Origin of the sequence: Streptomyces sp. AHU1 (genome assembly GCF_045343905.1) — a bacterium.
GTDB classification, from domain to species: domain Bacteria; phylum Actinomycetota; class Actinomycetes; order Streptomycetales; family Streptomycetaceae; genus Streptomyces; species Streptomyces triticiradicis.
The window spans coordinates 4537277-4560950 of the sequence record NZ_CP174283.1; the positions used below are offsets into that span (position 1 = coordinate 4537277).

General features: G+C 68.4%; 20 protein-coding genes and 1 tRNA gene. 11 read left to right on the plus strand and 10 right to left on the minus strand.

All coding sequences use genetic code 11. From position 1 onward, the window contains the following. Nucleotides 1-45: 45 nt before the first annotated feature. Together trxB and trxA are read left to right on the plus strand one after the other, a co-directional pair. Entirely contained in the window at nt 46-1005 is a 960-nt protein-coding gene (gene trxB, locus ACICHK_RS20245) for a thioredoxin-disulfide reductase (RefSeq protein WP_103552379.1), read from the plus strand. 45 nt (nt 1006-1050) lie between these two features. Then, the gene (gene trxA, locus ACICHK_RS20250; RefSeq protein ID WP_151471039.1) at nt 1051-1383 is read left to right on the plus strand and encodes a thioredoxin; all 333 of its coding nucleotides are present in this window, start codon (nt 1051-1053) and stop codon (nt 1381-1383) included. Between the two features lie 148 nt (nt 1384-1531). On the opposite strand, the gene ACICHK_RS20255 is transcribed toward trxA, so the two are convergent. The 9 genes from ACICHK_RS20255 to rpmH form a co-directional block, all read right to left on the minus strand. Next, nucleotides 1532-2149, minus strand: coding sequence for a GNAT family N-acetyltransferase (locus ACICHK_RS20255; protein ID WP_406838010.1), 618 nt, complete (start codon nt 2147-2149; stop codon nt 1532-1534). Between the two features lie 327 nt (nt 2150-2476). Further along, nucleotides 2477-3571 carry a ParB/RepB/Spo0J family partition protein gene (locus ACICHK_RS20260; protein WP_406838011.1) on the minus strand — a complete coding sequence of 365 codons (1095 nt, stop codon included), beginning with the start codon at nt 3569-3571 and terminating at the stop codon, nt 2477-2479. Next, entirely contained in the window at nt 3568-4641 is a 1074-nt protein-coding gene (locus ACICHK_RS20265) for a ParA family protein (protein WP_151471087.1), read from the minus strand. Before ACICHK_RS20265 ends, ACICHK_RS20260 begins: the two co-directional genes overlap by 4 nt. 362 nt (nt 4642-5003) lie before the next feature. Further along, entirely contained in the window at nt 5004-5720 is a 717-nt protein-coding gene (gene rsmG, locus ACICHK_RS20270; protein WP_406838012.1) for a 16S rRNA (guanine(527)-N(7))-methyltransferase RsmG, read from the minus strand. A gap of 118 nt (nt 5721-5838) precedes the next feature. Further along, nucleotides 5839-6348, minus strand: coding sequence for a R3H domain-containing nucleic acid-binding protein (locus ACICHK_RS20275; RefSeq protein WP_103552385.1), 510 nt, complete (start codon nt 6346-6348; stop codon nt 5839-5841). Nucleotides 6349-6363: 15 nt separating this feature from the next. Further along, the gene (gene yidC / locus ACICHK_RS20280) at nt 6364-7659 is read right to left on the minus strand and encodes a membrane protein insertase YidC (protein ID WP_406838013.1); all 1296 of its coding nucleotides are present in this window, start codon (nt 7657-7659) and stop codon (nt 6364-6366) included. Nucleotides 7660-7662: 3 nt separating this feature from the next. Next, the gene (gene yidD / locus ACICHK_RS20285; protein ID WP_103552387.1) at nt 7663-8016 is read right to left on the minus strand and encodes a membrane protein insertion efficiency factor YidD; all 354 of its coding nucleotides are present in this window, start codon (nt 8014-8016) and stop codon (nt 7663-7665) included. Next, nucleotides 8013-8384 carry a ribonuclease P protein component gene (gene rnpA, locus ACICHK_RS20290; protein ID WP_151471043.1) on the minus strand — a complete coding sequence of 124 codons (372 nt, stop codon included), beginning with the start codon at nt 8382-8384 and terminating at the stop codon, nt 8013-8015. The genes yidD and rnpA overlap by 4 nt, the downstream gene beginning before the upstream one ends. A gap of 21 nt (nt 8385-8405) precedes the next feature. Beyond that, complete coding sequence (gene rpmH, locus ACICHK_RS20295) at nt 8406-8543, minus strand: 50S ribosomal protein L34 (protein WP_006381191.1); 138 nt, start codon at nt 8541-8543, stop codon at nt 8406-8408. Nucleotides 8544-8942: 399 nt separating this feature from the next. On the opposite strand from rpmH, the gene dnaA reads away from it, so the two are divergent. The 9 genes from dnaA (at nt 8943) to ACICHK_RS20340 (ending at nt 22585) form a co-directional block, all read left to right on the plus strand. Further along, nucleotides 8943-10958, plus strand: a complete 2016-nt coding sequence (dnaA, locus tag ACICHK_RS20300; RefSeq protein WP_406838014.1) for a chromosomal replication initiator protein DnaA — start codon at nt 8943-8945, stop codon at nt 10956-10958. A gap of 1060 nt (nt 10959-12018) precedes the next feature. After that, nucleotides 12019-13149, plus strand: coding sequence for a DNA polymerase III subunit beta (dnaN, locus tag ACICHK_RS20305; protein ID WP_151471045.1), 1131 nt, complete (start codon nt 12019-12021; stop codon nt 13147-13149). A 188-nt stretch (nt 13150-13337) separates the two neighbouring features. Further along, nucleotides 13338-14213, plus strand: a complete 876-nt coding sequence (gnd, locus tag ACICHK_RS20310) for a phosphogluconate dehydrogenase (NAD(+)-dependent, decarboxylating) (protein ID WP_151471046.1) — start codon at nt 13338-13340, stop codon at nt 14211-14213. 149 nt (nt 14214-14362) lie between these two features. Beyond that, a complete protein-coding gene (gene recF, locus ACICHK_RS20315) occupies nt 14363-15487 on the plus strand; it encodes a DNA replication/repair protein RecF (protein ID WP_406838015.1) in 1125 nt (374 codons plus the stop codon). Further along, the gene (locus ACICHK_RS20320; protein ID WP_151471048.1) at nt 15484-16050 is read left to right on the plus strand and encodes a DUF721 domain-containing protein; all 567 of its coding nucleotides are present in this window, start codon (nt 15484-15486) and stop codon (nt 16048-16050) included. The genes recF and ACICHK_RS20320 overlap by 4 nt, the downstream gene beginning before the upstream one ends. A gap of 921 nt (nt 16051-16971) precedes the next feature. After that, entirely contained in the window at nt 16972-19035 is a 2064-nt protein-coding gene (gene gyrB, locus ACICHK_RS20325; protein ID WP_151471049.1) for a DNA topoisomerase (ATP-hydrolyzing) subunit B, read from the plus strand. Nucleotides 19036-19077: 42 nt separating this feature from the next. Further along, nucleotides 19078-21669 carry a DNA gyrase subunit A gene (gyrA, locus tag ACICHK_RS20330; RefSeq protein WP_151471050.1) on the plus strand — a complete coding sequence of 864 codons (2592 nt, stop codon included), beginning with the start codon at nt 19078-19080 and terminating at the stop codon, nt 21667-21669. 18 nt (nt 21670-21687) lie between these two features. After that, the gene (locus ACICHK_RS20335; RefSeq protein ID WP_406838016.1) at nt 21688-22410 is read left to right on the plus strand and encodes a DUF3566 domain-containing protein; all 723 of its coding nucleotides are present in this window, start codon (nt 21688-21690) and stop codon (nt 22408-22410) included. A 101-nt stretch (nt 22411-22511) separates the two neighbouring features. Next, a tRNA-Ile gene (locus tag ACICHK_RS20340) sits at nt 22512-22585 on the plus strand. Between the two features lie 476 nt (nt 22586-23061). Here the strand turns inward: ACICHK_RS20340 and ACICHK_RS20345 are convergent. Next, the gene (locus ACICHK_RS20345; protein WP_406838017.1) at nt 23062-23484 is read right to left on the minus strand and encodes a DUF6344 domain-containing protein; all 423 of its coding nucleotides are present in this window, start codon (nt 23482-23484) and stop codon (nt 23062-23064) included. Nucleotides 23485-23674: the final 190 nt, after the last annotated feature.

Sequence of the window (23674 nt, forward strand, 5' to 3'; positions counted from 1 at the left end):
TGCTCCCACCGGTACGCAGCAGTCTCCAGAGACGAGGAATCAAGCGTGAGCGACGTCCGTAACGTGATCATCATCGGGTCTGGTCCCGCCGGCTACACGGCGGCGCTCTACACCGCGCGCGCGTCGCTGAAGCCGCTGGTCTTCGAAGGCGCCGTCACCGCAGGCGGTGCGCTGATGAACACCACCGAGGTCGAGAACTTCCCCGGCTTCCAGGACGGCATCATGGGTCCCGAGCTCATGGACAACATGCGCGCCCAGGCCGAGCGCTTCGGTGCCGAGCTGGTCCCCGACGATGTCGTCGCCGTCGACCTGACGGGTGAGATCAAGACCGTCACGGACACCGCCGGCACGGTGCACCGCGCCAAGGCCGTGATCGTCACGACGGGCTCGCAGCACCGCAAGCTCGGTCTGCCCAACGAGGACACGCTCTCCGGGCGCGGTGTCTCCTGGTGCGCGACCTGTGACGGCTTCTTCTTCAAGGACCACGACATCGCCGTGATCGGCGGCGGCGACACCGCGATGGAGGAAGCCACCTTCCTCTCGCGCTTCGCCAAGTCCGTGACCATCGTTCACCGCCGGGACAGCCTTCGCGCTTCCAAGGCGATGCAGGAGCGTGCCTTCGCCGACCCCAAGATCAAGTTCATCTGGGACAGCGAGGTCGCCGAGATCAAGGGCGACCCGAAGCTGGCCGGTCTGACGCTGCGCAACCTCAAGACCGGCGAGACCTCGGAGCTGCCGGTGACCGGTCTGTTCATCGCGATCGGTCACGACCCGCGCACCGAGCTCTTCAAGGGCCAGCTCGACCTGGACGGCGAGGGCTACCTGAAGGTCGCCGCGCCTTCGACCCGCACCAACGTCACGGGCGTCTTCGGCGCCGGCGACGTCGTCGACCACACGTACCGTCAGGCGATCACCGCGGCCGGCACCGGCTGCTCCGCCGCTCTCGATGCCGAGCGCTACCTCGCCGCCCTTGCGGACAGCGAGACCGCCGCCGCCACCGTCTGATCACCCCCGACCTCCCCACCGCACAAACAAGTTAAGGAGCCCGCCGTGGCCGGCACCCTCAAGAACGTGACCGACGACTCCTTCGAGCAGGACGTCCTCAAGAACGACAAGCCCGTCCTGGTGGACTTCTGGGCCGCCTGGTGCGGTCCGTGCCGCCAGATCGCCCCGTCGCTCGAGGCCATCGCCGCCGAGCACGGCGACAAGATCGAGATCGTCAAGCTCAACATCGACGAGAACCCGGCGACGGCCGCCAAGTACGGCGTCATGTCGATCCCGACCCTGAACGTCTACCAGGGTGGCGAGGTCGCCAAGACCATCGTCGGTGCCAAGCCGAAGGCCGCGATCGTGCGCGACCTCGAGGAATTCATCGCCGAGTAGTCGTCGACGGCCGCACACGCGGCATGTGTTTCACGTGAAACACGAATGGGCCAGCCCGAGCGGGCTGGCCCATTCGCTTTATCCCAGGGATGCCTGGCCATCGGAAGGACATCGGTTGCCGATCACGCATGCCGTGGTCGACCTGCCGTCACAGGGGACGAAGCGCGGGCTCCTTCTGGACCGCTCCGAGAAGCCGGTCCAGCGCCAGCTCCACGTCCTCCTTCCAGGAGAGCGTCGTCCGTAGTTCCAGCCGCAGACGGGGGTATCTGGGGTGAGGGCGAACGGTCTTGAAGCCCACCGCGACGAGATGGTCGGCGGGGAGCACACAAGCGGGCTCCTTCCACCGGGCATCCCCGAAAGCCTCGATCGCCTTGAACCCCCGACGGAGCAGATCCTTGGCCACCGTCTGGACCATCACCCGGCCCAGCCCCTGTCCCTGGTAGCCCGGCATGATGAACGAGGTCATGAGCTGAACCGCGTCCGGTGCTACAGGGCTTGTGGGGAACGCCGTGGAGCGGGGGACATAGGCCGGTGGCGCGTAGAGCACGTAGCCCACCGGCATATCGTCCACGTAGGCGACCCGGCCGCAGGATCCCCAGTCCAGCAGAACCGAGGAGATCCACGCTTCCTTCTCCACGGCGCTCGTGCTCGCTTTTACCGCGGCTTCACCGCTGACAGGATCCAGTTCCCAGAAGACGCACGCACGACAGCGGTTGGGAAGGTCCGGAAGGTTGTCCAGCGTGAGCGGTACGAGCCGGCGCCCCATGAAGGATGTTCCTCGCTTCGTTCGCCCGCGGCGTCACGGGCGGCTGTCAGATGGCTCCGCTCTCTGAGCAGGCTGCCGACGAACCCGCCGACCGCTCCCAGGCCCAGAGCTGCGGTCATCAGTCCGGTACGGCTCACGGTCTGCATGACCCCCGCCTCCCCGATGAAGGTGCTGCCAGGTGGATGCGCCATACCCATCGCATCGTATCCACGATGCGATTCGGTAGATACCGCCGGAAAGCAAAGAGCGGGCCGTGTTCCGGCACACGCCGGGTACGGCCCGCTCTTCTGGTGGACCGGTCGGACACCGATCCACCAGGAAGTCGACTCAGTCTTCCGCGTCGTCGGAGTCGTCGTCCAGAAGGCTCTTCTGAAGGACCGGTCCCTCGCCCGGGGCGAGGGAGCCGAGAATGCGTTCAAGATCTTCCATCGAAGCGAACTCGACAGTGATCTTGCCCTTCTTCTGCCCCAGGTCGACCTTCACCCGGGTCTCGAAGCGGTCCGAGAGACGTGTCGCCAGATCACTCAGCGCCGGAGAGAGCCGACTGCCGGCCCGCGGGCCCTTGGCGCGCTGAGTCGCCTGCGGACGCGACCCCATGAGGGTCACGATCTCCTCCACCGCCCGCACCGAGAGGCCCTCGGCGACGATGCGATGAGCCAGACGGTCCTGCTCTTCCGAGTCGTCGACTGCCAGCAGTGCCCGCGCATGCCCTGCGGAGAGAACCCCGGCAGCCACGCGGCGCTGAACCGACGGCGAGAGCTTCAGCAGACGCAGGGTGTTGGAGACCTGAGGACGCGACCGCCCGATACGGTCCGCCAGCTGGTCGTGCGTGCAGTTGAAGTCCTTGAGCAGCTGGTCGTAAGCCGCCGCCTCTTCCAGCGGGTTCAGCTGAGCCCTGTGGAGGTTCTCAAGGAGCGCGTCCAGGAGAAGCTTCTCGTCCTCCGTGGCTCGCACGATCGCAGGAATGCTCTCGAGACCCGCCTCACGGCAAGCCCGGAAACGGCGCTCGCCCATGATGAGCTCGTAGCGGCCGGAACCCACCTGTCGTACGACGACGGGCTGGAGGAGTCCGACCTCCTTGATGGAGGTGACAAGCTCGGCGAGAGCGTCCTCGTCGAAGATCTCACGCGGCTGACGCGGGTTCGGCGTGATGGCGTCGAGGGACAGCTCGGCGAAGTGAGCGCCGACAGGAGCCTGAAGCGTCTCCAGTGATCCGTTCGACGACACGTCCTCTGTTTCATGTGAAACAGAGGACAGCGTGGTCACCTTGGCCACCGCCACTCCGCGTTCCGCTGTGAGTATGGGGTTGGCAGTCGGCGAGGTGGGTGTCCCACTCGCCGAAACACCCGGCCGTTCACCTGTAGGAGCCGCAGGGATCAGTGCGCCAAGGCCCCGCCCCAGACCCCGTCGTCGGTCACTCACTGGATCCCCTCCACCATGTTCTGATCGTTCTGTCCGCCCACATGGGCATGGTGCGCGTCATACACCACTCCGACTCCTCGCAGGGCGATTTCGCGCGCGGCCTCAAGATACGAGAGAGCACCGCTCGAACCCGGATCGTAGGTCAGAACCGTCTGCCCATAGCTCGGGGCCTCCGAAATACGGACCGAGCGCGGAATGCTGGTCCGCAGCACCTCCTTGCCGAAATGGCTGCGCACCTCCTCCGCGACCTGGGACGCGAGGCGTGTCCGGCCGTCGTACATGGTGAGCAGAATCGTCGAGACATGGAGGTCGGGGTTGAGGTGCCCTCGCACCAGGTCGACGTTGCGCAGAAGCTGCCCCAGGCCTTCGAGTGCGTAGTACTCGCACTGGATGGGGATGAGCACTTCCGCACCGGCGACCAGTGCGTTGACCGTCAGCAGGCCGAGCGACGGCGGGCAGTCGATGAGGATGTAGTCCAGCGGCTGCTCGTACGCCAGGATCGCCCGTTCCAGCCGGCTCTCACGGGCCACCAGTGACACCAGTTCGATCTCAGCACCGGCGAGATCAATGGTGGCAGGGGCACAGAAGAGACCCTCGACATCAGGGACCGGCTGGACGACTTCGGAGAGCGGCCTGCTGTCGATCAGCACGTCATAGATCGACGGCACCTCGGCATGGTGGTCGATGCCCAGCGCCGTGGAAGCATTGCCCTGAGGGTCGAGGTCGATCACCAGGACACGGCCGCCGTGCAGGGCCAGCGAGGCGGCAAGGTTGACCGTGGTGGTGGTCTTGCCCACCCCGCCCTTCTGGTTGGCGACCACGATGACTCGGGTCTGCTCGGGCCGTGGCAGGCCTTCACCGGCGCGACCCAGCGCCTCCACGGCCAGTTGGGCAGCACGACCAATGGGAGTGTCGTCCATCGGAGGCGGTGTTTCACGTGAAACACCCTCCCCCATCGACTCGGTACGGGGACCGGGGACCGGATCGGTCATCGGTCCCGCGATGTTGGCGTCGGACCGCAAGGATTCACTCTCCTCGACTTCAGGCTCGCAATGAACAGAGCTTCCCATGCCATTGGAGTCGTGAACCAGCGAGGACCGCTGTTCTGTGGAGAAATCCACCTCTGTGGACAACCCCGCACCCCCTCCGAGTGATCCAAGAGGCTTCCGACCACGAGGTTCAGCCGCGGCGCGGCCACGACCGATGATGCCGTGCAACAGTGAGCGACGTTTCACGTGAAACACGATGCCGAGCCGCTCAGGTCAGCGCGGCACGACACTCCGATATGCACAGGTTTGGCATCTTTTGTCGAATCGGCCTCACCGGTGAGGCCGATTCAAAGGGAGTGAGAAACAACTCCTGACCCCGGACAGAGAAACTCCCGGCCCCCTCGTGCGGGGACCGGGAGTAGCGATACTCACATCGTTCGGCGTCAGCGCCGACGGCGTGCCCGGCCCGTCCTGGCGGCCTTGGCCCGCTTCGCCGCGAAGCGCACGCCCCCGGGACTCTCGCCCACCTCCACCCGCACCACGGTGGACATCGGATCCACGATGCCCTCACCCACCTGCAGGATGGAGGTCTCCACGGCGCCGAGCTTGCTCAGTGCCGTGGCGGAGGCCTTCAGCTCCTCCTCGGCGGTGTCGCCCTTGAGGGCCAGCATCTCGCCGTACGGGCGCAGCAGCGGAACGCCCCACGTCGCGAGCCGGTCGAGCGGGGCGACCGCTCTGGCGGTCACCACATGGACCGGCTGCAGCTTCCCCATGACCTCCTCGGCGCGGCCGCGCACGACGGTCACATGGTCGAGACCGAGCAGTTCCACGACCTCGGTGAGGAAATTGGTCCGACGCAGCAGGGGCTCAAGCAGCGTGATCTTGAGGTCCTCCCGGACGAGCGCCAGGGGAATGCCGGGAAGCCCCGCACCGGACCCGACATCGCACACGGTCACGCCCTCGGGCACGACCTCGGAGAGCACCGCGCAGTTCAGCAGGTGCCGCTCCCACAGCCGGGGCACTTCACGCGGGCCGATCAGCCCACGCTGCACTCCCGCCTCGGCCAGCAGTTCCGCGTACCGGACCGCGTCCGCGAAGCGATCACCGAATACCTCACGCGCCTGCTCGGGCGCGGGGGGAAGCTCCGCTGCCTCCGTCACGGGGGACCGTCCTTCCGTACCGCTTGAGCGCACTGAGCGCTGATCACCAGGACTATCAGGCTGACAAAATTCGGCCCCGTCTGCGCAACAGACGGGGCCGAAGGAACGTACGTACCGATCAGGCGGGGAGCACGACGACGAAGCGCTGCGGCTCCTCGCCCTCGGACTCGCTGCGCAGACCCGCGGCCTTGACCGCGTCGTGCACGACCTTGCGCTCGAAGGGAGTCATCGGGGCCATCTTCACCGGCTCGCCGGAGCTCTTGACCTCGGCGGCTGCCTTGGCGCCCAGCTCGGAGAGCTCCTCGCGCTTCTTGGCCCGGAATCCCGCGATGTCCAGCATCAGCCGGCTGCGGTCCCCGGTCTCCCGGTGCACGGCCAGGCGCGTGAGCTCCTGGAGCGCTTCCAGCACCTCGCCGTCGCGGCCGACCAGCTTCTGCAGGTCTCGGCCACCGGAGTCACTGATGATCGAGACAGCGGCGCGGTCGGCCTCGACGTCCATGTCGATGTCGCCGTCGAGATCGGCGATGTCGAGCAGACCCTCGAGGTAGTCCGCCGCGATCTCGCCCTCCTGCTCCAGGCGGGTCAGGGTGTCGCCCTCAGCGGCGGCGGAGGTGGTGCCTTCCGTCACGGGATGGACTCCTTCTTACTTCTTGGACGGGGACTTGGGCCGCTGCTGGCCCTTGCGCTGTCCGGACTGGGCCTTGCTGCGGGTACCGGTGCCGGGCTTGTTGCCGCTGCCGGCGGCCGGCTTCGCGGCTGAGGGCTTGGCGTCCTGCGGCTCGTCGGACTTGCTCAGCGAGGTCTTCGGCTCCGGCTCGTCCGCCGGTGCGCTGCTGGACGCCCCGCCCGACTGACGCTGCGCCTTGGTCTGGCGCTTCGGCTGCTGACGCTTGGGGGCGGCGGCCGCGGTGGTCGTGGTGCCGTCCTCGGACTCGATGACCGCGGGGTTCTCGGCGGCCACCACGAGACCGTCGGGCTGGGCCACGAGGCCAGCCTTGGTCAGGCTGTTGATGAACTTGCGCTCGGACTCGTTGCGGTCGCGGCCCTTGATGACGATGGCCTTGACGATCGACTTCTCGCCGCGGCCACGCGTCTTGCCGTGCTGCGTGACGCGCTTCTCCAGGCGCTCCAGGTACGCGGTCTGGGCCTTCGAACCGGGGGTCGGGTTGTTGCGGATGACATACATCTGCTGGCCCATGGTCCACACGTTGGTGGTCAGCCAGTAGACGAGGACACCGACCGGGAAGTTGATGCCGAAGACGGCGAACATGACCGGGAAGACGTACATCAGCATCTTCTGCTGCTGCATGAAGGGCGTCTTCACCGTGGTGTCGACGTTCTTCGTCATCAGCTGACGCTGGGTGTAGAACTGCGAGGCCGACATCAGGACGATCATGATGGCGGTGACGACCCGGACGTCGGTCAGCGTGGCGCCGAGCTTCTCGACCGTCTCGGCGCTGTCGGTGAACTTCGCCGCGAGCGGGGCACCGAAGATGTGGGCCTTACGGGCGCTGGCGAGCAGCTCCTCGTTGATGACACCGATCGTCGTGCCCGTCGCGATGCCGTTGAGCACGTGGTACAGGGCGAAGAAGAACGGGGACTGCGCCAGGATGGGAAGGCACGAGGAGAGCGGGTTGGTACCCGCGTCCTTGTACAGCTTCATCATCTCTTCGGACTGGCGCTGCTTGTCGTTCTTGTAGCGCTCCTGGATCTTCTTCATCTCGGGCTGCAGCGTCTGCATCGCCCGAGTGGCCTTGATCTGCTTCACGAAGAGCGGGATCAGGCAGATACGGATCAGAATCACCAGGGACACGATCGACAGGCCCCAGGCCCACCCCGTGTCAGGGCCGAAAATGGCGCCGTACACCGTGTGGAACTGGACGATGACCCAGGAAACGGGTGTCGTGATGAAGCTGAAAAGACTGGCAATCGTGTCCACTAATCAAGCTCCTTGAGCATGGGACGGGGTCTCGGCGGCCGGACCCGGGGCAGTGGCGTCCCCGGTGGCCGGTTCGGCGGCGGAGGTCCCGCCCTTGCGTGCACGCCAGGCGTTACGCAGCAATTCGTGCCACCGCGGACGCTTGCGCTGTGGAACATGGTCCACACCGCCCAGCGACCACGGATTGCACCGGAGGATGCGCCAGGCGGTCAATGCCGTTCCCTTGATCGCACCGTGCCGGTCGATGGCTGTGTAGCCGTACCGGGAGCACGACGGGTAGTACTTGCAGACCGGCCCGAGCAACGGGCTGATCGTCCACTGGTACAGCTTGATGAGAGCAAGCAGTGGGTACTTCATCGCGCGCCCCCTCCCAGCAGCCGCTGCAGAGCGGCGTCCAGGTCTCGGGCCAGCTGTTCATGGTCGGCGTCACCCGCACCGGGCAGCGCTCGTACGACTACCAGGCTACCGGGGGGCAGCAGGACGACTCGGTCCCGCATCAGATGGCGAAGTCTGCGCTTCACCTTGTTGCGTACGACCGCTCCGCCCACGGCTTTGCTCACGACGAAACCCGCACGCGTCGAGGGAGCGCTCTCCCCAGGCGCGTGCGGGTCCGGTGCACCGCTGCGTAGATGGACGACGAGAAGCGGGCGTCCGGCCCGGCGTCCTCGGCGTACCGCGGTCGCGAAGTCTTCGCGCCGCCTCAGCCGATGCTCGGTAGGCAGCACGAGATCATGACCTGTGAGTAATCAGGCGGACAGGCTGGCGCGACCCTTGCCACGGCGGTTCGCGAGAATCGCGCGGCCGGCACGGGTGCGCATCCGCAGGCGGAAGCCGTGGGTCTTGGCGCGACGACGGTTGTTCGGCTGGAAGGTGCGCTTGCTCACTAGGGGGCTCCAGAAAGAATCGGTGGTGGCGGGGTGCCGCCCTGGCTGTCACCGTGCGCCCACGAGGAAACTCGCATTACGCCCGAGTGCACCGCTTCCCGATCACTCTTCGCGATCTGTGCCCATCGGAGGCAGGCGGCAGCAGCCATCGACAACTCGACCTGGTTACGGTACGCGCGGCTACGCCATCCGGTCAAACCAACCCTCGGCGGGGGACACTGTCCACAGGCTGGGGACAACAACTTGAACCGCACCGGTCGCCCTGACTACCGTGGCGGAACTCCGATTCGTTCCCTTCCCGCCGCCCCAGCGGTTTTGTTCCTCCCCGCCCCAAGCGACTGACTTCCCAACCCGTTCCCAGAACCACACGTTCGTGGGACCCGTGAGAGAGCGTGCCCCGTGGCTGACGTACCTGCCGATCTTGCCGCAGTGTGGCCACGCGTACTGGAACAACTTCTGGGCGAGGGCCGCGGCCAGGGCGTCGAGGTGAAGGACGAGCACTGGATCAAACGCTGCCAGCCCCTGGCGCTGGTCGCGGACACCGCTCTGCTCGCCGTACCCAACGAATTCGCCAAGAACGTGCTGGAAGGCCGTCTCGCGCCGATCGTCAGCGAGACGCTGAGCCGCGAGTGCGGCCGCCCCATCCGCATCGCCATCACCGTCGACGACTCCGCGGGCGAGCCCGCCCCGCCCCGCTACGAGGAGCCCGAGCTCCCCGCCGGACCGGGCCAGGGCCGCGACCCCTACGAGAGCCAGGCCCGCGACGACCGGAACGCGTACGACAGCGGCGCGTACGACGGCGCACAGGCCCGGGACGACCGCGGCCCGTACGAGAGCCAGGGACGGGACGAACGCGGCGCCTATGACAGCCAGGGCCGTGACGACCGCGGCGGCTACGACGGCGGCCAGGGCCGTGACGACCGCGGCGGCTACGAGCCGCAGGTCCGCGAGGAGCGCACCCCGTACGACTCCCGCCGCGACGGCTACGAGGGGTACGGCCGCCACCGCGCCGAACCCCTGCCCGGCGCCCCGGGCGACCAGCTGCCGACCGCCCGTCCCGCGTACCCGGACTACCAGCGCCCGGAACCCGGCGCCTGGCCGCGGCACTCCCAGGACGACTACGGCTGGCAGCAGCAGCGTCTCGGCTTCCCCGAGCGGGACCCCTACGCCTCGCCGCCGCAGGACTACCGCCCCCAGCCGATGGACCGCTCGCCCTACGAGCAGCAGCGCCAGGACTACGACCAGCGCTCCGACCGCCGTGAGCTGCCGGACCCCTCCGACAGCGGCCAGGGACGCAGGGGCGGTCCCTCCCTGCCGTCCGCGGGCGGCGCTCCCGGGACGAAGGCCGCGCAGCCCGCGCCGGCGCCGGGTCCGGGCGAGCCCACCGCACGGCTGAACCCGAAGTACCTCTTCGACACGTTCGTGATCGGCGCCTCGAACCGCTTCGCGCACGCCGCCGCGGTGGCCGTCGCCGAGGCGCCGGCGAAGGCGTACAACCCCCTCTTCATCTACGGGGAGTCGGGACTCGGCAAGACGCACCTGCTGCACGCCATCGGGCACTACGCGCGCAGCCTCTACCCGGGCACACGGGTGCGGTACGTGAGCTCGGAGGAGTTCACCAACGAGTTCATCAACTCCATCCGCGACGGCAAGGGCGACAGCTTCCGCAAGCGGTACCGGGAGATGGACATCCTGCTCGTCGACGACATCCAGTTCCTCGCGGACAAGGAGTCGACGCAGGAGGAGTTCTTCCACACCTTCAACACGCTGCACAACGCGAACAAGCAGATCGTGCTCTCCAGCGACCGGCCGCCCAAGCAGCTGGTCACACTGGAGGACCGGCTGCGCAACCGCTTCGAGTGGGGCCTGATCACCGACGTCCAGCCGCCCGAGCTGGAGACCCGTATCGCCATCCTCCGCAAGAAGGCGGTGCAGGAGCAGCTCAACGCCCCGCCGGAGGTACTGGAGTTCATCGCGTCCCGGATCTCGCGCAACATCCGCGAGCTGGAGGGCGCGCTGATCCGGGTGACGGCGTTCGCGTCGCTCAACCGGCAGCCGGTGGACCTCGGTCTGACGGAGATCGTGCTCAAGGACCTGATCCCGGGCGGCGAGGACTCGGCGCCCGAGATCACCGCGACCGCGATCATGGCGTCCACCGCCGACTACTTCGGCCTCACGGTGGACGATCTGTGCGGTTCCTCGCGCAGCCGCGTCCTGGTGACGGCACGCCAGATCGCCATGTACCTGTGCCGCGAGCTCACCGATCTGTCGCTGCCGAAGATCGGCGCGCAGTTCGGCGGCCGCGACCACACCACCGTGATGCACGCCGACCGCAAGATCCGCGCGCTGATGGCCGAGCGCCGCTCCATCTACAACCAGGTCACCGAACTCACGAACCGCATCAAGAACGGCTGACGGAGGCGGCGCCGACCGGGGCCGCACCTGCCTGAGGGCGCGCCAGGACATCGTCCTGGCGCGCCCTTCGTGCTTCCCGGCCTCCGCTCCGGGGGCCTCGCGCGGGAGCCCGGAACCGGGACAGGAACCGGGGCCGGAACGGCGCCTGGAACGGGCCGGCCGCGCCCTCGGTGAGGTCCGGGGAAGGCTCCCGAAGGATCCGGACACGCTTCCCGGGGGCTCCGGACCCGTGATTCCGAGGGCCACCGCGTCGTTCTCACCGCTGCCGACCCGACACCTGCTGTTCGAATCCGGTCCTGGTTACGGCCACTCTCCACAGATGTGGCGACTTTCTTCCGTCCACATCCTGGGGACTGGGAAGTTGTCCAGATCGTTTCCACAGGGAGCATGGGTGAAAGACCATCAGGGCAGGTCAGGCACCTGTGGATTCGTGGACGAAGATTCTCCACACCCTGTGGACAAGGGATGGATCCACAGGGTGTGCGCAAAGTTGTCCACCGCCGACCCACAGACCTGAGCCGGTTGTCCCCAGCGATCTCCAGCTTCTCCACACCTCTGTCCACTGTTCGGCAACGCGCAGTGCCATCTCACTGAACAGAGTGAAAGGCGTCACACCGAGGTGCCGGATTGGGCTGTGGGGAACGTGGGTAAAGCTGGGGACGGCGCTGGGGAGAAGTCACCCCGCGCTGTGGACCGAGTGTGCAGAACTTTTCGTCGTCCACAGAGACCCCGAGTTGTCCACCGCCGCCGCCCACAGGGCCAGTGGACAAAAAATCGCCTCTGAGCTGCGAAGACGGGGTTATCCACGGTATCCACAGGCCCTACTACTAAGACCAACTAGAGAGAGCCTGGGAATCGTTTCGAAGAGGGGGCTGTGCACAACTTGCTCCCGGCGGCCCGACCGCCGCTCGGCACGACTTGACCCCGAGAGGCAACGACTGTCAGCGCGGTGCGTCAGACTGGTCCCCGGTGTCCTCCCCCTCAGCGGCCGGAACGACACCGAGTCAGACGACGAAGGCCAGCAGGGCGAGAGCGCCGGCAACAGACGGAGGCGGCAACGGTGAAGATCCGGGTGGAACGCGACGTACTCGCGGAGGCAGTGGCCTGGGCGGCTCGCAGCCTCCCGGCCCGTCCGCCGGCGCCTGTGCTCGCCGGCCTCCTTCTGAAGGCCGAGGAGGGCGCGCTGAGCCTCTCCAGCTTCGACTACGAGGTCTCGGCGAGGGTCTCCGTGGACGCGGAGGTCGACGAGGAGGGCACGGTCCTCGTGTCCGGCCGACTCCTCGCGGACATCTGCCGCGCCCTCCCCAACCGGCCGGTGGAGATTTCCACAGACGGTGTACGGGCGACCGTGGTCTGTGGCTCCTCGCGGTTCACACTCCACACACTGCCTGTGGAGGAATACCCGGCACTGCCCCAGATGCCGTCGGCGACCGGCACCGTCCCCGGTGAGGTCTTCGCCTCCGCCGCCGCCCAGGTGGCCATCGCCGCCGGCCGCGACGACACGCTCCCCGTGCTCACCGGTGTGCGCATCGAGATCGAGGGCGACAAGGTCACCCTGGCGTCCACCGACCGGTACCGCTTCGCGGTCCGCGAGTTCCTGTGGAAGCCGGAGAACCCGGAGGCGTCCGCGGTCGCCCTGGTGCCCGCCAAGACGCTCCTGGACACCGCCAAGGCCCTCACGGGGGGCGACAGCGTGATCCTGGCGCTGTCCGGCTCCGGCGCGGGCGAGGGTCTGATCGGCTTCGAGGGCGCCGGGCGCCGTACGACCACCCGTCTGCTCGAGGGCGACCTCCCGAAGTACCGCTCGCTGTTCCCGACGGAGTTCAACTCCGTCGCCGTCATCGAGACCGCCCCCTTCGTGGAGGCCGTCAAGCGCGTGGCCCTGGTCGCCGAGCGCAACACCCCCGTGCGGCTGAGCTTCGAGCAGGGCGTGCTGATCCTGGAGGCCGGTTCCAGTGACGACGCACAGGCTGTGGAAAGGGTCGACGCCCAGCTGGAGGGGGACGACGTCTCGATCGCCTTCAACCCGACGTTCCTGCTCGACGGCCTGAGCGCCATCGACTCACCGGTGGCCCAGCTCTCCTTCACGACGTCCACGAAGCCGGCGCTGCTGAGCGGCAAGCCCGCCGTGGACGCCGAGGCGGACGAGGCCTACAAGTACCTGATCATGCCGGTGCGCCTGTCCGGCTGACCCCGGAGCCCGCCGGTCCCCGGGACCGGCGGGCGCACCGAGTGGGTGCATACGCCTGAGCGGCTGTGTCCACAGATGTGCATAAGTTCCCCAGGTGCCCGAAAGGCGTGGGTGGTACCCCCCGGTTTAGGCTCGGACCCAGGTACGAGAGTGCCCTCACGCCACGTCGCAACCCTAAGGAACAACTGATGGAGCTCGGTCTCGTCGGCCTCGGCAAGATGGGCGGCAACATGCGCGAGCGGATCCGCCGCGCAGGTCACACCGTCATCGGATATGACCGCAACCCGGACCTCGCCGATGTCCACAGCCTGGAAGAACTTGTGGGCAAGCTCAAGGGTCCGCGCGTGGTGTGGGTGATGGTCCCCGCGGGTGCCGCGACCCAGTCCACCGTCGACGAGCTGGCCGCCCTGCTGGAGCCGGGCGACGTCGTCGTGGACGGCGGCAATTCGCGCTGGACGGACGACGAGAAGCACGCCGTCGAGCTGGGCATCAAGGGCATCGGTTTCGTCGACTGCGGTGTCTCGGGCGGCGTGTGGGGCCTGGAGAACGGCTACGCGCTGATGTACGGCGGCGACGCCGAGAACGTCGCCAAGGTGCAGCCGGTCTTCGACGCGCTCAAGCCCGAGGGCGACTTCGGTGCGGTGCACGCCGGCAAGGTCGGCGCGGGCCACTTCGCGAAGATGGTCCACAACGGCATCGAGTACGCCATGATGCAGGCTTACGCCGAGGGCTGGGAGCTGCTCGAGAAGGTCGACTCCGTCACGGACGTGCGCGAGGTCTTCCGGTCCTGGCAGGAGGGCACGGTCATCCGTTCCTGGCTGCTCGACCTCGCCGTCAACGCGCTGGACGAGGACGAGCACCTGGAGAAGCTCAAGGGGTTCGCGCAGGACTCCGGCGAGGGCCGGTGGACCGTGGAGGCGGCCATCGACCACGCGGTGCCGCTTCCCGCGATCACCGCGTCGCTCTTCGCCCGCTTCGCCTCGCGGCAGGACGACTCGCCGCAGATGAAGATGATCGCGGCGCTGCGCAACCAGTTCGGCGGCCACGCCGTCGAGAAGGCCTGATCGACGCCCGGGGTCCTCGCACTCCGGAGCGCCCCGGTTGTCCACAGCCGGGGAACAGCCTGGGGACCGGGTCCGCCCGGACCCCGGGGAAAGATCCGTAACACCCGCAACACCCGAAACACCACGCTGGGGGAGGTCGGCGAACGACCATGCACGTCACGCATCTGTCGCTGGCCGACTACCGCTCGTACGCCCGGGTCGAGGTCCCGCTCGACCCGGGCGTCACCGCGTTCGTGGGGCCCAACGGACAGGGCAAGACGAACCTGGTCGAGGCCGTCGGCTATCTCGCGACCCTCGGCAGCCACCGCGTCTCCTCGGACGCGCCGCTCGTCCGCATGGGCGCCGACCGGGCCGTCATCCGGGCGAGCGTCCGCCAGGGGGAGCGGCAGCAGCTCGTCGAGCTGGAGCTGAACCCCGGCAAGGCCAACCGTGCCCGTATCAACAGGTCTTCCCAGGTCAGACCCCGTGACGTCCTGGGCATCGTGCGGACCGTCCTGTTCGCGCCCGAGGACCTCGCCCTGATCAAGGGCGACCCCGGAGAGCGACGCCGGTTCCTCGACGAACTGATCACCGCCCGCGCCCCGCGCATGGCGGGCGTCCGGTCCGACTACGACCGGGTCCTCAAGCAGCGCAACACCCTCCTGAAGTCGGCCGCGCTGGCCCGTCGGCACGGCGGCCGCACCATGGACCTGTCCACACTCGACGTGTGGGACCAGCACCTCGCGCGCGTGGGGGCCGAGCTGATGGCCCAGCGGCTCGACCTCGTCGCCGCGATCCAGCCGCTGGCCGACAAGGCCTACGAGCAGCTGGCACCCGGCGGCGGGCCCGTCGCCCTGGAGTACAAGGCGTCCTCGCCCGGCACGGTGGGGCACACCCGCGAGGAGCTCTACGCACAGCTGATGGCCGCCATGGAGGAGGCCCGCAAGCCGGAGATCGAGCGCGGCGTGACCCTCGTGGGACCCCATCGGGACGATCTGGTCCTCAAGCTCGGCCGGCTGCCCGCCAAGGGGTACGCCTCGCACGGCGAGTCCTGGTCCTACGCGCTGGCGCTGCGCCTGGCCTCGTACGACCTGCTGAGGGCCGAGGGCAACGAGCCGGTGCTGGTCCTCGACGACGTCTTCGCCGAACTGGACAGTCGCAGGCGGGAGCGCCTGGCGGAACTCGTCGCCCCCGGTGAGCAGGTGCTCGTGACCGCCGCCGTGGACGACGACGTGCCGGACGTCCTGACCGGGACGCGGTACGCCGTGTCCGAAGGCACGGTGGAGCGACTGTGACGGAGAACACGTCAGGAGCCGGCGCCGAGGGTGCGGCGCCCCGCAAGAAGACCCCGGAACCGTCCGGTGTCGACCTCGCACGCGTGGCCCTGCGCGCCGCGAAGGAGCAGGCACGCGCGCGTGGGGACGCGGCCCAGCAGAAGAAGCAGGCGCGGCGCGGCGGCGGTCTGCGCTCCGGTTCGGGCGCGGACGGACGTGACCCCATGGCGCTCGGGGCCGCCATCAACCGGCTGCTCACCGAGCGCGGATGGGAGACCCCGGCCGCGGTGGGCGGTGTGATGGGCCGCTGGCCGCAGATCGTCGGCGACGACCTGGCCAAGCACTGTGTTCCGCTGCGCTACGACGACGACCCGGCCGAGCGGGTGCTGACGGTGCAGTGCGACTCGACCGCCTGGGCGACCCAGTTGCGCCTGCTGGCGCCGCAGCTGGTCGCACGGCTGAACCAGGACCTCGGGCACGGCACGGTGCGCCTGATCAAGGTCCAGGGGCCGACGGGCCCCTCGCGCCGGTACGGTCCGCTGCGCGCGCCGGGCAGCACGGGTCCCGGCGACACCTACGGGTGACCCGGCCGGTGCCGGGCACCGGTCCCGCGGGCGGTGCGCCCGTACGGACGCCGCCGGGGCGTGTCCGCGAAGTCCCGCCCGCCCGGCGGTGAGCCGCGTCGTGGTGCCAGCGGACGACGTCCGGGACGCCGGCCGCGCCCGTCCCGGTCACGGGTGTTCCTGATGCCCGCGGGCGGCTGCCGCGTCGGGCCGTCGGTCGTGGCCGGTCCGGTCGGTGCAGGCCGCCCGCGAACCGGTGGTCCCGACGCCCGCGGGCCGCGGACGAGGGCGATCGGGACGGTTCCGGGCCGATGGCGACGGGCGATTTCCGGCCGTCGTCCACAGGGGCGCCGGGCCGTGTGGAGCACGGGTCCGGGGTCTGTGCCGACGCCGTGGGGCACAGGCGGCGGCCGGTCGCCGCACGCCCGAGCCCCGCGCCGCTCCCGCCCGTGGGCGACCGGCCGCTCTCCCGGGTACGCGCCGGTCGTGGCCAGCGGGGCGCGCCGCCCTTTGCCACCCCCTGCCCGGTGGCCCGGAATGCGAACGGTATTCGCAGGTCAGAGGCTTGTCGAGGGCTGCTCGGAGTCTGTCGCGGGCACCCGGTGGGACGTCGTCCGGCGGGCTTCGGCGGACCGTCGCGGGCGGCCGTCCGCGACGGCGGACGGAGCCCTGCCCCGTCGGCGGCCGAGGCTTGACACCCGGAAGGGCTGAGTGCCGCTGTGAGCCTCTTTGGGCCCGGGTCCGTATATGGGGAGTCGGGCGAGACCGGTTCAGGGCGGCACATGCGGACTCAGGTACCGGCAAACCCCCATCACTGTCAGTGCTACCGGTAGACTGGAAGCTAATCCCGCCCCACTAGTGGGACGCACCGAGCAACGCTGACTAAGGCTTACCAACGCAACACGCCGCAGCCGCTCCGGCCACCCGCCGGGAGTTCGGCTCGTGCTGTGCCAGAAAGGGCGCTTCGTGGCCGATTCCGGCAACCCCAACGAGAACATCCCGTCCACCGACGCCGGCGCGAACGGCGAGGTCACATCGTCGTACGACGCCAGTGCCATCACCGTCCTCGAGGGTCTGGACGCGGTCCGCAAGCGACCTGGCATGTACATCGGTTCGACCGGTGAGCGTGGACTCCACCACCTGGTGTACGAGGTGGTGGACAACTCGGTCGACGAGGCGCTGGCAGGCCACGCGGACACGATCGAGGTCACGATCCTTCCGGACGGCGGCGTGCGCGTCGTCGACAACGGCCGTGGCATCCCGGTGGGCATCGTCGCCTCCGAGGGCAAGCCCGCCCTCGAGGTCGTGCTGACCGTGCTGCACGCGGGCGGCAAGTTCGGCGGCGGAGGCTACGCGGTCTCCGGCGGTCTGCACGGCGTCGGCGTCTCCGTCGTCAACGCCCTGTCCAGCAAGGTCTCCGTCGAGGTCAGGACCGACGGCCACCGCTGGACGCAGGACTACAAGATGGGCGTCCCGACGGCCCCGCTGGCCCAGCACGAGGCGATCGCCGAGACCGGCACCTCGGTCACCTTCTGGGCCGACGCGGACATCTTCGAGACCACCGAGTACTCCTTCGAGACGCTCTCGCGGCGTTTCCAGGAGATGGCGTTCCTCAACAAGGGCCTGACGATCAAGCTCACCGACGAGCGCGAGTCGGCGAAGGCCACCTCCGGTGCGGACGAGGCCGGCGCCGACGAGAAGGCCGAGGTCAAGACCGTCACGTACCACTACGAGGGCGGCATCGTCGACTTCGTGAAGTACCTCAACTCCCGCAAGGGAGAGGTGGTGCACCCCACCGTCATCGACCTGGAGGCGGAGGACAAGGACAAGAGTCTGTCCCTCGAGGTCGCGATGCAGTGGAACAGCGGCTACAGCGAGGGCGTGTACTCCTTCGCCAACATCATCCACACCCACGAGGGCGGTACGCACGAGGAGGGCTTCCGCGCGGCGCTGACCTCGCTCATCAACAAGTACGCGCGCGACAAGAAGCTGCTGCGGGAGAAGGACGACAACCTCACGGGTGACGACATCCGCGAGGGTCTGACCGCGATCATCTCGGTCAAGCTGAGCGAGCCCCAGTTCGAGGGCCAGACCAAGACCAAGCTGGGCAACACGGAGGCGAAGACCTTCGTCCAGAAGGCGGTCTACGAGCACCTCAACGACTGGCTGGACCGCAACCCGAACGAGGCCGCGGACATCATCCGCAAGTCGATCCAGGCGGCCACCGCGCGCGTGGCGGCCCGCAAGGCGCGCGACCTCACCCGTCGCAAGGGCCTGCTGGAGTCGGCGTCCCTGCCGGGCAAGCTCTCCGACTGCCAGTCGAACGACCCCACCAAGTGCGAGATCTTCATCGTCGAGGGTGACTCAGCCGGCGGCTCGGCCAAGTCCGGCCGCAACCCGCAGTACCAGGCGATCCTCCCGATCCGCGGAAAGATCCTCAACGTCGAGAAGGCGCGGATCGACAAGATCCTGCAGAACCAGGAGATCCAGGCGCTGATCTCCGCCTTCGGCACCGGGGTCCACGAGGACTTCGACATCGAGAAGCTCCGCTATCACAAGATCATCCTGATGGCGGACGCCGACGTCGACGGCCAGCACATCAACACCCTGCTGCTGACCTTCCTGTTCCGCTTCATGCGGCCCCTGGTCGAGGCCGGGCACGTCTTCCTGTCCCGCCCGCCGCTCTACAAGATCAAGTGGGGCCGGGACGACTTCGAGTACGCGTACTCGGACCGCGAGCGCGACGCGCTCATCGAGATCGGCCGTCAGGCGGGCAAGCGCGTCCGCGAGGACTCGATCCAGCGCTTCAAGGGTCTCGGTGAGATGAACGCCGAGGAACTGCGCGTGACCACGATGGACATCGAGCACCGGGTCCTCGGCCAGGTCACCCTCGACGACGCCGCCCAGGCCGACGACCTGTTCTCGGTCCTCATGGGCGAGGACGTCGAGGCGCGCCGCGCGTTCATCCAGCGCAATGCCAAGGACGTCCGCTTCCTCGACATCTGAATCGGTCTCAGCTGACCGCGTCAGAAAGGATCTTCACCAGCAATGACCGACGAGAACACCCTGAGCACTCCTGAAGAGGGCGATTCCGTCCTCCGGATCGAGCCCGTCGGGCTCGAGACCGAGATGCAGCGCTCGTACCTCGACTACGCGATGTCCGTCATCGTGTCGCGTGCCCTGCCCGACGTGCGGGACGGTCTCAAGCCCGTCCACCGGCGCGTCCTGTACGCCATGTACGACGGCGGCTACCGGCCCGAGAAGGGCTTCTACAAGTGCGCCCGCGTCGTCGGCGACGTCATGGGCAACTACCACCCGCACGGCGACTCCTCGATCTACGACGCGCTGGTCCGCCTCGCGCAGCCGTGGTCGATGCGCATGCCGCTGGTGGACTCCAACGGCAACTTCGGATCTCCCGGCAACGACCCGGCGGCCGCGATGCGGTACACCGAGTGCAAGATGATGCCGCTGTCCATGGAGATGGTCCGCGACATCGACGAGGAGACCGTCGACTTCACGGACAACTACGACGGCCGCTCCCAGGAGCCGACCGTCCTGCCGGCCCGCTTCCCGAACCTGCTGATCAACGGCTCCGCCGGTATCGCGGTCGGCATGGCGACCAACATCCCGCCGCACAACCTGCGCGAGGTCGCGGCCGGCGCCCAGTGGTACCTGGAGAACCCCGACGTCTCCCACGAGGAGCTCCTGGACGCCCTGATCGAGCGCATCAAGGGCCCCGACTTCCCGAGCGGCGCGCTCGTCGTGGGCCGCAAGGGCATCGAGGAGGCGTACCGCACGGGCCGCGGCTCCATCACGATGCGCGCGGTCGTCGAGGTCGAGGAGATCCAGAACCGCCAGTGCCTGGTGGTCACCGAACTCCCCTACCAGGTCAACCCCGACAACCTCGCCCAGAAGATCGCCGACCTGGTCAAGGACGGCAAGATCGGCGGCATCGCGGACGTCCGGGACGAGACCAGCTCCCGTACCGGCCAGCGGCTCGTGATCGTCCTCAAGCGGGACGCCGTCGCCAAGGTCGTCCTGAACAACCTCTACAAGCACACCGACCTGCAGACGAACTTCGGCGCGAACATGCTGGCGCTCGTCGACGGCGTGCCGCGCACCCTCTCCCTGGACGCGTTCATCCGTCACTGGGTGGCGCACCAGATCGAGGTCGTCGTCCGCCGTACGAGGTTCCGGCTGCGCAAGGCCGAGGAGCGCGCGCACATCCTGCGCGGCCTCCTGAAGGCCCTGGACGCCATCGACGAGGTCATCGCGCTCATCCGCCGCAGCGACACCGTGGAGATCGCGCGAGAGGGCCTGATGGGCCTCCTGGAGATCGACGAGATCCAGGCCAACGCGATCCTCGAGATGCAGCTGCGCCGGCTGGCCGCCCTGGAGCGCCAGAAGATCATCTCGGAGCACGACGAGCTCCAGGCCAGGATCCGGGAGTACAACGAGATCCTCGCCTCGCCGGTGCGCCAGCGCGGCATCATCAGCGAGGAGCTCGCCGCGATCGTCGAGAAGTTCGGCGACGACCGCCGCTCCAAGCTGGTGCCCTTCGACGGTGACATGTCCATCGAGGACCTGATCGCCGAAGAGGACATCGTCGTCACCATCACGCGCGGCGGCTACATCAAGCGCACCAAGACGGAGGACTACCGCTCGCAGAAGCGGGGCGGCAAGGGCGTGCGCGGCACGAAGCTGAAGCAGGACGACATCGTCGACCACTTCTTCGTGTCGACGACGCACCACTGGCTGCTGTTCTTCACCAACAAGGGCCGGGTCTACCGCGCCAAGGCCTACGAGCTCCCCGACGCCGGCCGTGACGCGCGTGGACAGCACGTCGCCAACCTGCTGGCCTTCCAGCCGGACGAGGCGATCGCCGAGATCCTCGCGATCCGCGACTACGAGGCGGCGCCCTACCTCGTGCTGGCCACCAAGGGCGGACTGGTCAAGAAGACGCCGCTCAAGGATTACGATTCGCCCCGTTCCGGGGGTGTCATCGCGATCAACCTGCGTGAGACGGAGGACGGATCCGATGACGAACTGATCGGTGCCGAACTCGTCTCTGCAGAGGACGATCTGCTTCTGATCAGCAAGAAGGCGCAGTCGATCAGGTTCACCGCGACGGATGATGCGTTGCGACCGATGGGCCGTGCGACCTCGGGCGTCAAGGGCATGAGCTTCCGCGAGAGCGACGAGCTTCTCTCGATGAATGTTGTTCGACCCGGTACGTTCGTGTTCACTGCCACAGACGGTGGGTACGCGAAGCGGACCGCCGTCGACGAGTACCGCGTCCAGGGTCGCGGCGGCCTCGGCATCAAGGCCGCCAAGATCGTCGAGGACCGCGGTTCCCTCGTCGGCGCGCTGGTGGTCGAGGAGACCGATGAGATCCTCGCCATCACACTGTCGGGTGGTGTGATTCGTACGCGAGTCAACGAGGTCAGGGAGACGGGCCGTGACACCATGGGCGTCCAACTGATCAACCTGGGCAAGCGCGATGCCGTGGTCGGCATCGCTCGTAACGCCGAGGCCGGCCGTGAGGCGGAGGAGGTCGATGGCGACGATGCCGTGGACGAGACCGCCGAGGGTGTCGAGGCCGTCGGTACGGAAGAGGGCGAGCCGTCCTCGGCCGAGTAGCGCGAGGAGTGAGTCGTCGTGAGTGGAGCCACGGGCGCCGGATCGACCGGTACGGAGACGGACGGCGGCCGTGGCACCGCCATGGACGGGAGCGATTCCCATGACTCTCATGGATCCCAGGGGGGAACTGTGACGGACACCCGAGGCCAGCAGGCCCAGCAGCACGCGGGCGGGCAGGCGGCCCCGGTCGGGGCGCCGGTCGCCCCCGGCACGCCGCCGGTGGCGCCGTCGGCGGCGGCGACGCCGCCGACGGGCGAGCGGCACGGACAGCAGCCCGCGCAGCCGTACCACCCGCCGCAGGCGTACCCGGCGCAGCAGCAGCCGGCGGGCGCGGTCCGCCTGCCGCGCACCGGCGCCCGTACGACGCCGCGCGTGCGCAAGGCGCGGCTGCGGGTGGCCAAGGCCGACCCGTGGTCGGTGATGAAGGTCAGCTTCCTGCTCTCCATCGCGCTCGGCATCTGCACGGTCGTGGCGGCGGCGGTGCTGTGGATGGTCATGGACGCGATGGGCGTCTTCTCGACGGTCGGGGGCACGATCTCCGAGGCGACCGGGTCGAACGAGTCCAACGGCTTCGACCTCCAGTCGTTCCTCTCGCTCCCGCACGTCCTGATGTTCACGTCGATCATCGCGGTCATCGACGTGGTCCTCGCGACCGCCCTGGCGACCCTCGGGGCGTTCATCTACAACATCTCCGCCGGCTTCGTCGGCGGCGTGGAGCTGACCCTCGCAGAGGACGAGTGAGGGCGCCTTCAAACGCCCTCCGACTATCGATTTTGGGACTGGCCGCGTCGTGCGCTAATCTTCAGAGGTCAGCGCGCGGGACACACACCGCAAAGCGCGGCGGGGCTATAGCTCAGTTGGTTAGAGCGCATCCCTGATAAGGATGAGGCCACAGGTTCAAATCCTGTTAGCCCCACCGGTTCGAAGACCCCCGACCCATCGTGGTCGGGGGTCTTCGGCGTTCATGGGGACCGGATTCCGCCCGGCGCTTTTCTCATCGGTGAGGGGCGCGCGGACGGTTCGGGAAACGCCGCGACGCCGAAGGCCCGGCGACTCCTCCGAGTCGCCGGGCCTTCACCCTGGGTGCTTCGTACGCAAGTTCGCCGCTACGTCAGGGAATCCGTGAGGGGTACGGGCCGTACGCGCCGTGGACCGCGCGCAGGACCGTGTGGAAAGGGCGGAGGGAACGGGTCGGCCGGATGTCCGGGGCGGGGCGGCCGGGGGCCGCGAGGCCTGGGAACGGCCAGGAGCCGCAGGGCCGGAGGAGCGGTCGGGGACGGTGTCCCGTGCTCCTGGACCGCGCCGACGTCTCGTACGGCGCTTCCCGCCTGTCTCGCTGCCTGTGCCGGCGTCTGCCCGGTGTCTGGCCCGGTGCCCGGGTCGGCGTCCGGCTCAGCGCTGGAGCTGCGCCACGGGTGTGAGGGCCCCCAGGGGCTCCGTGCCGGGCGCTGCGAGGGTTCCGGGCCCGGAACAGGCGTCGGGGGCCGTGGGGCCTTCTGTGCCCCCGGGAGCGGCGGGGCCCGCCGCGTGGTCGTCCGCCGGTGCGCGGTGGCGGCAGCTCGGCGAGGAACCGTGCGCCTCGGCACGGATGCGTTGTTTCATCGTGGGAGGCAGTGCCCGGCTGTAGGACCAGGGCCCGAGGAGGGGGGCGGGGGCGACCGCCGGGGCCGCCGCCGGGGTCTTGCTGTTGCGGGCCGGGCCGGCCTGCGGTACCGCCGCTGCCGCGGTGGTCGTGACGAGTCCGAGCGTCGTGCACAGCGCCAGGAAGGCGGTGACGATCGCGGCCCACAACTTCATGACCTTGCTCTGAGGCACGGCCCCTCACTTTCGGGTCGGGCGATTTGCGTACTTTCCTCATGATGTGTATGCGGGTCGCGAAGTGGTGGACCTGCGCCCGTGGCGCGTCGATGTTCAGATGAACACCACCCGGATGGTCGTAAGCGCTCGGAAAAGTTCGAAGTCGCCCTTGAATGTCATGATCTGTGGCGCCTGATCGTCCTGGGGT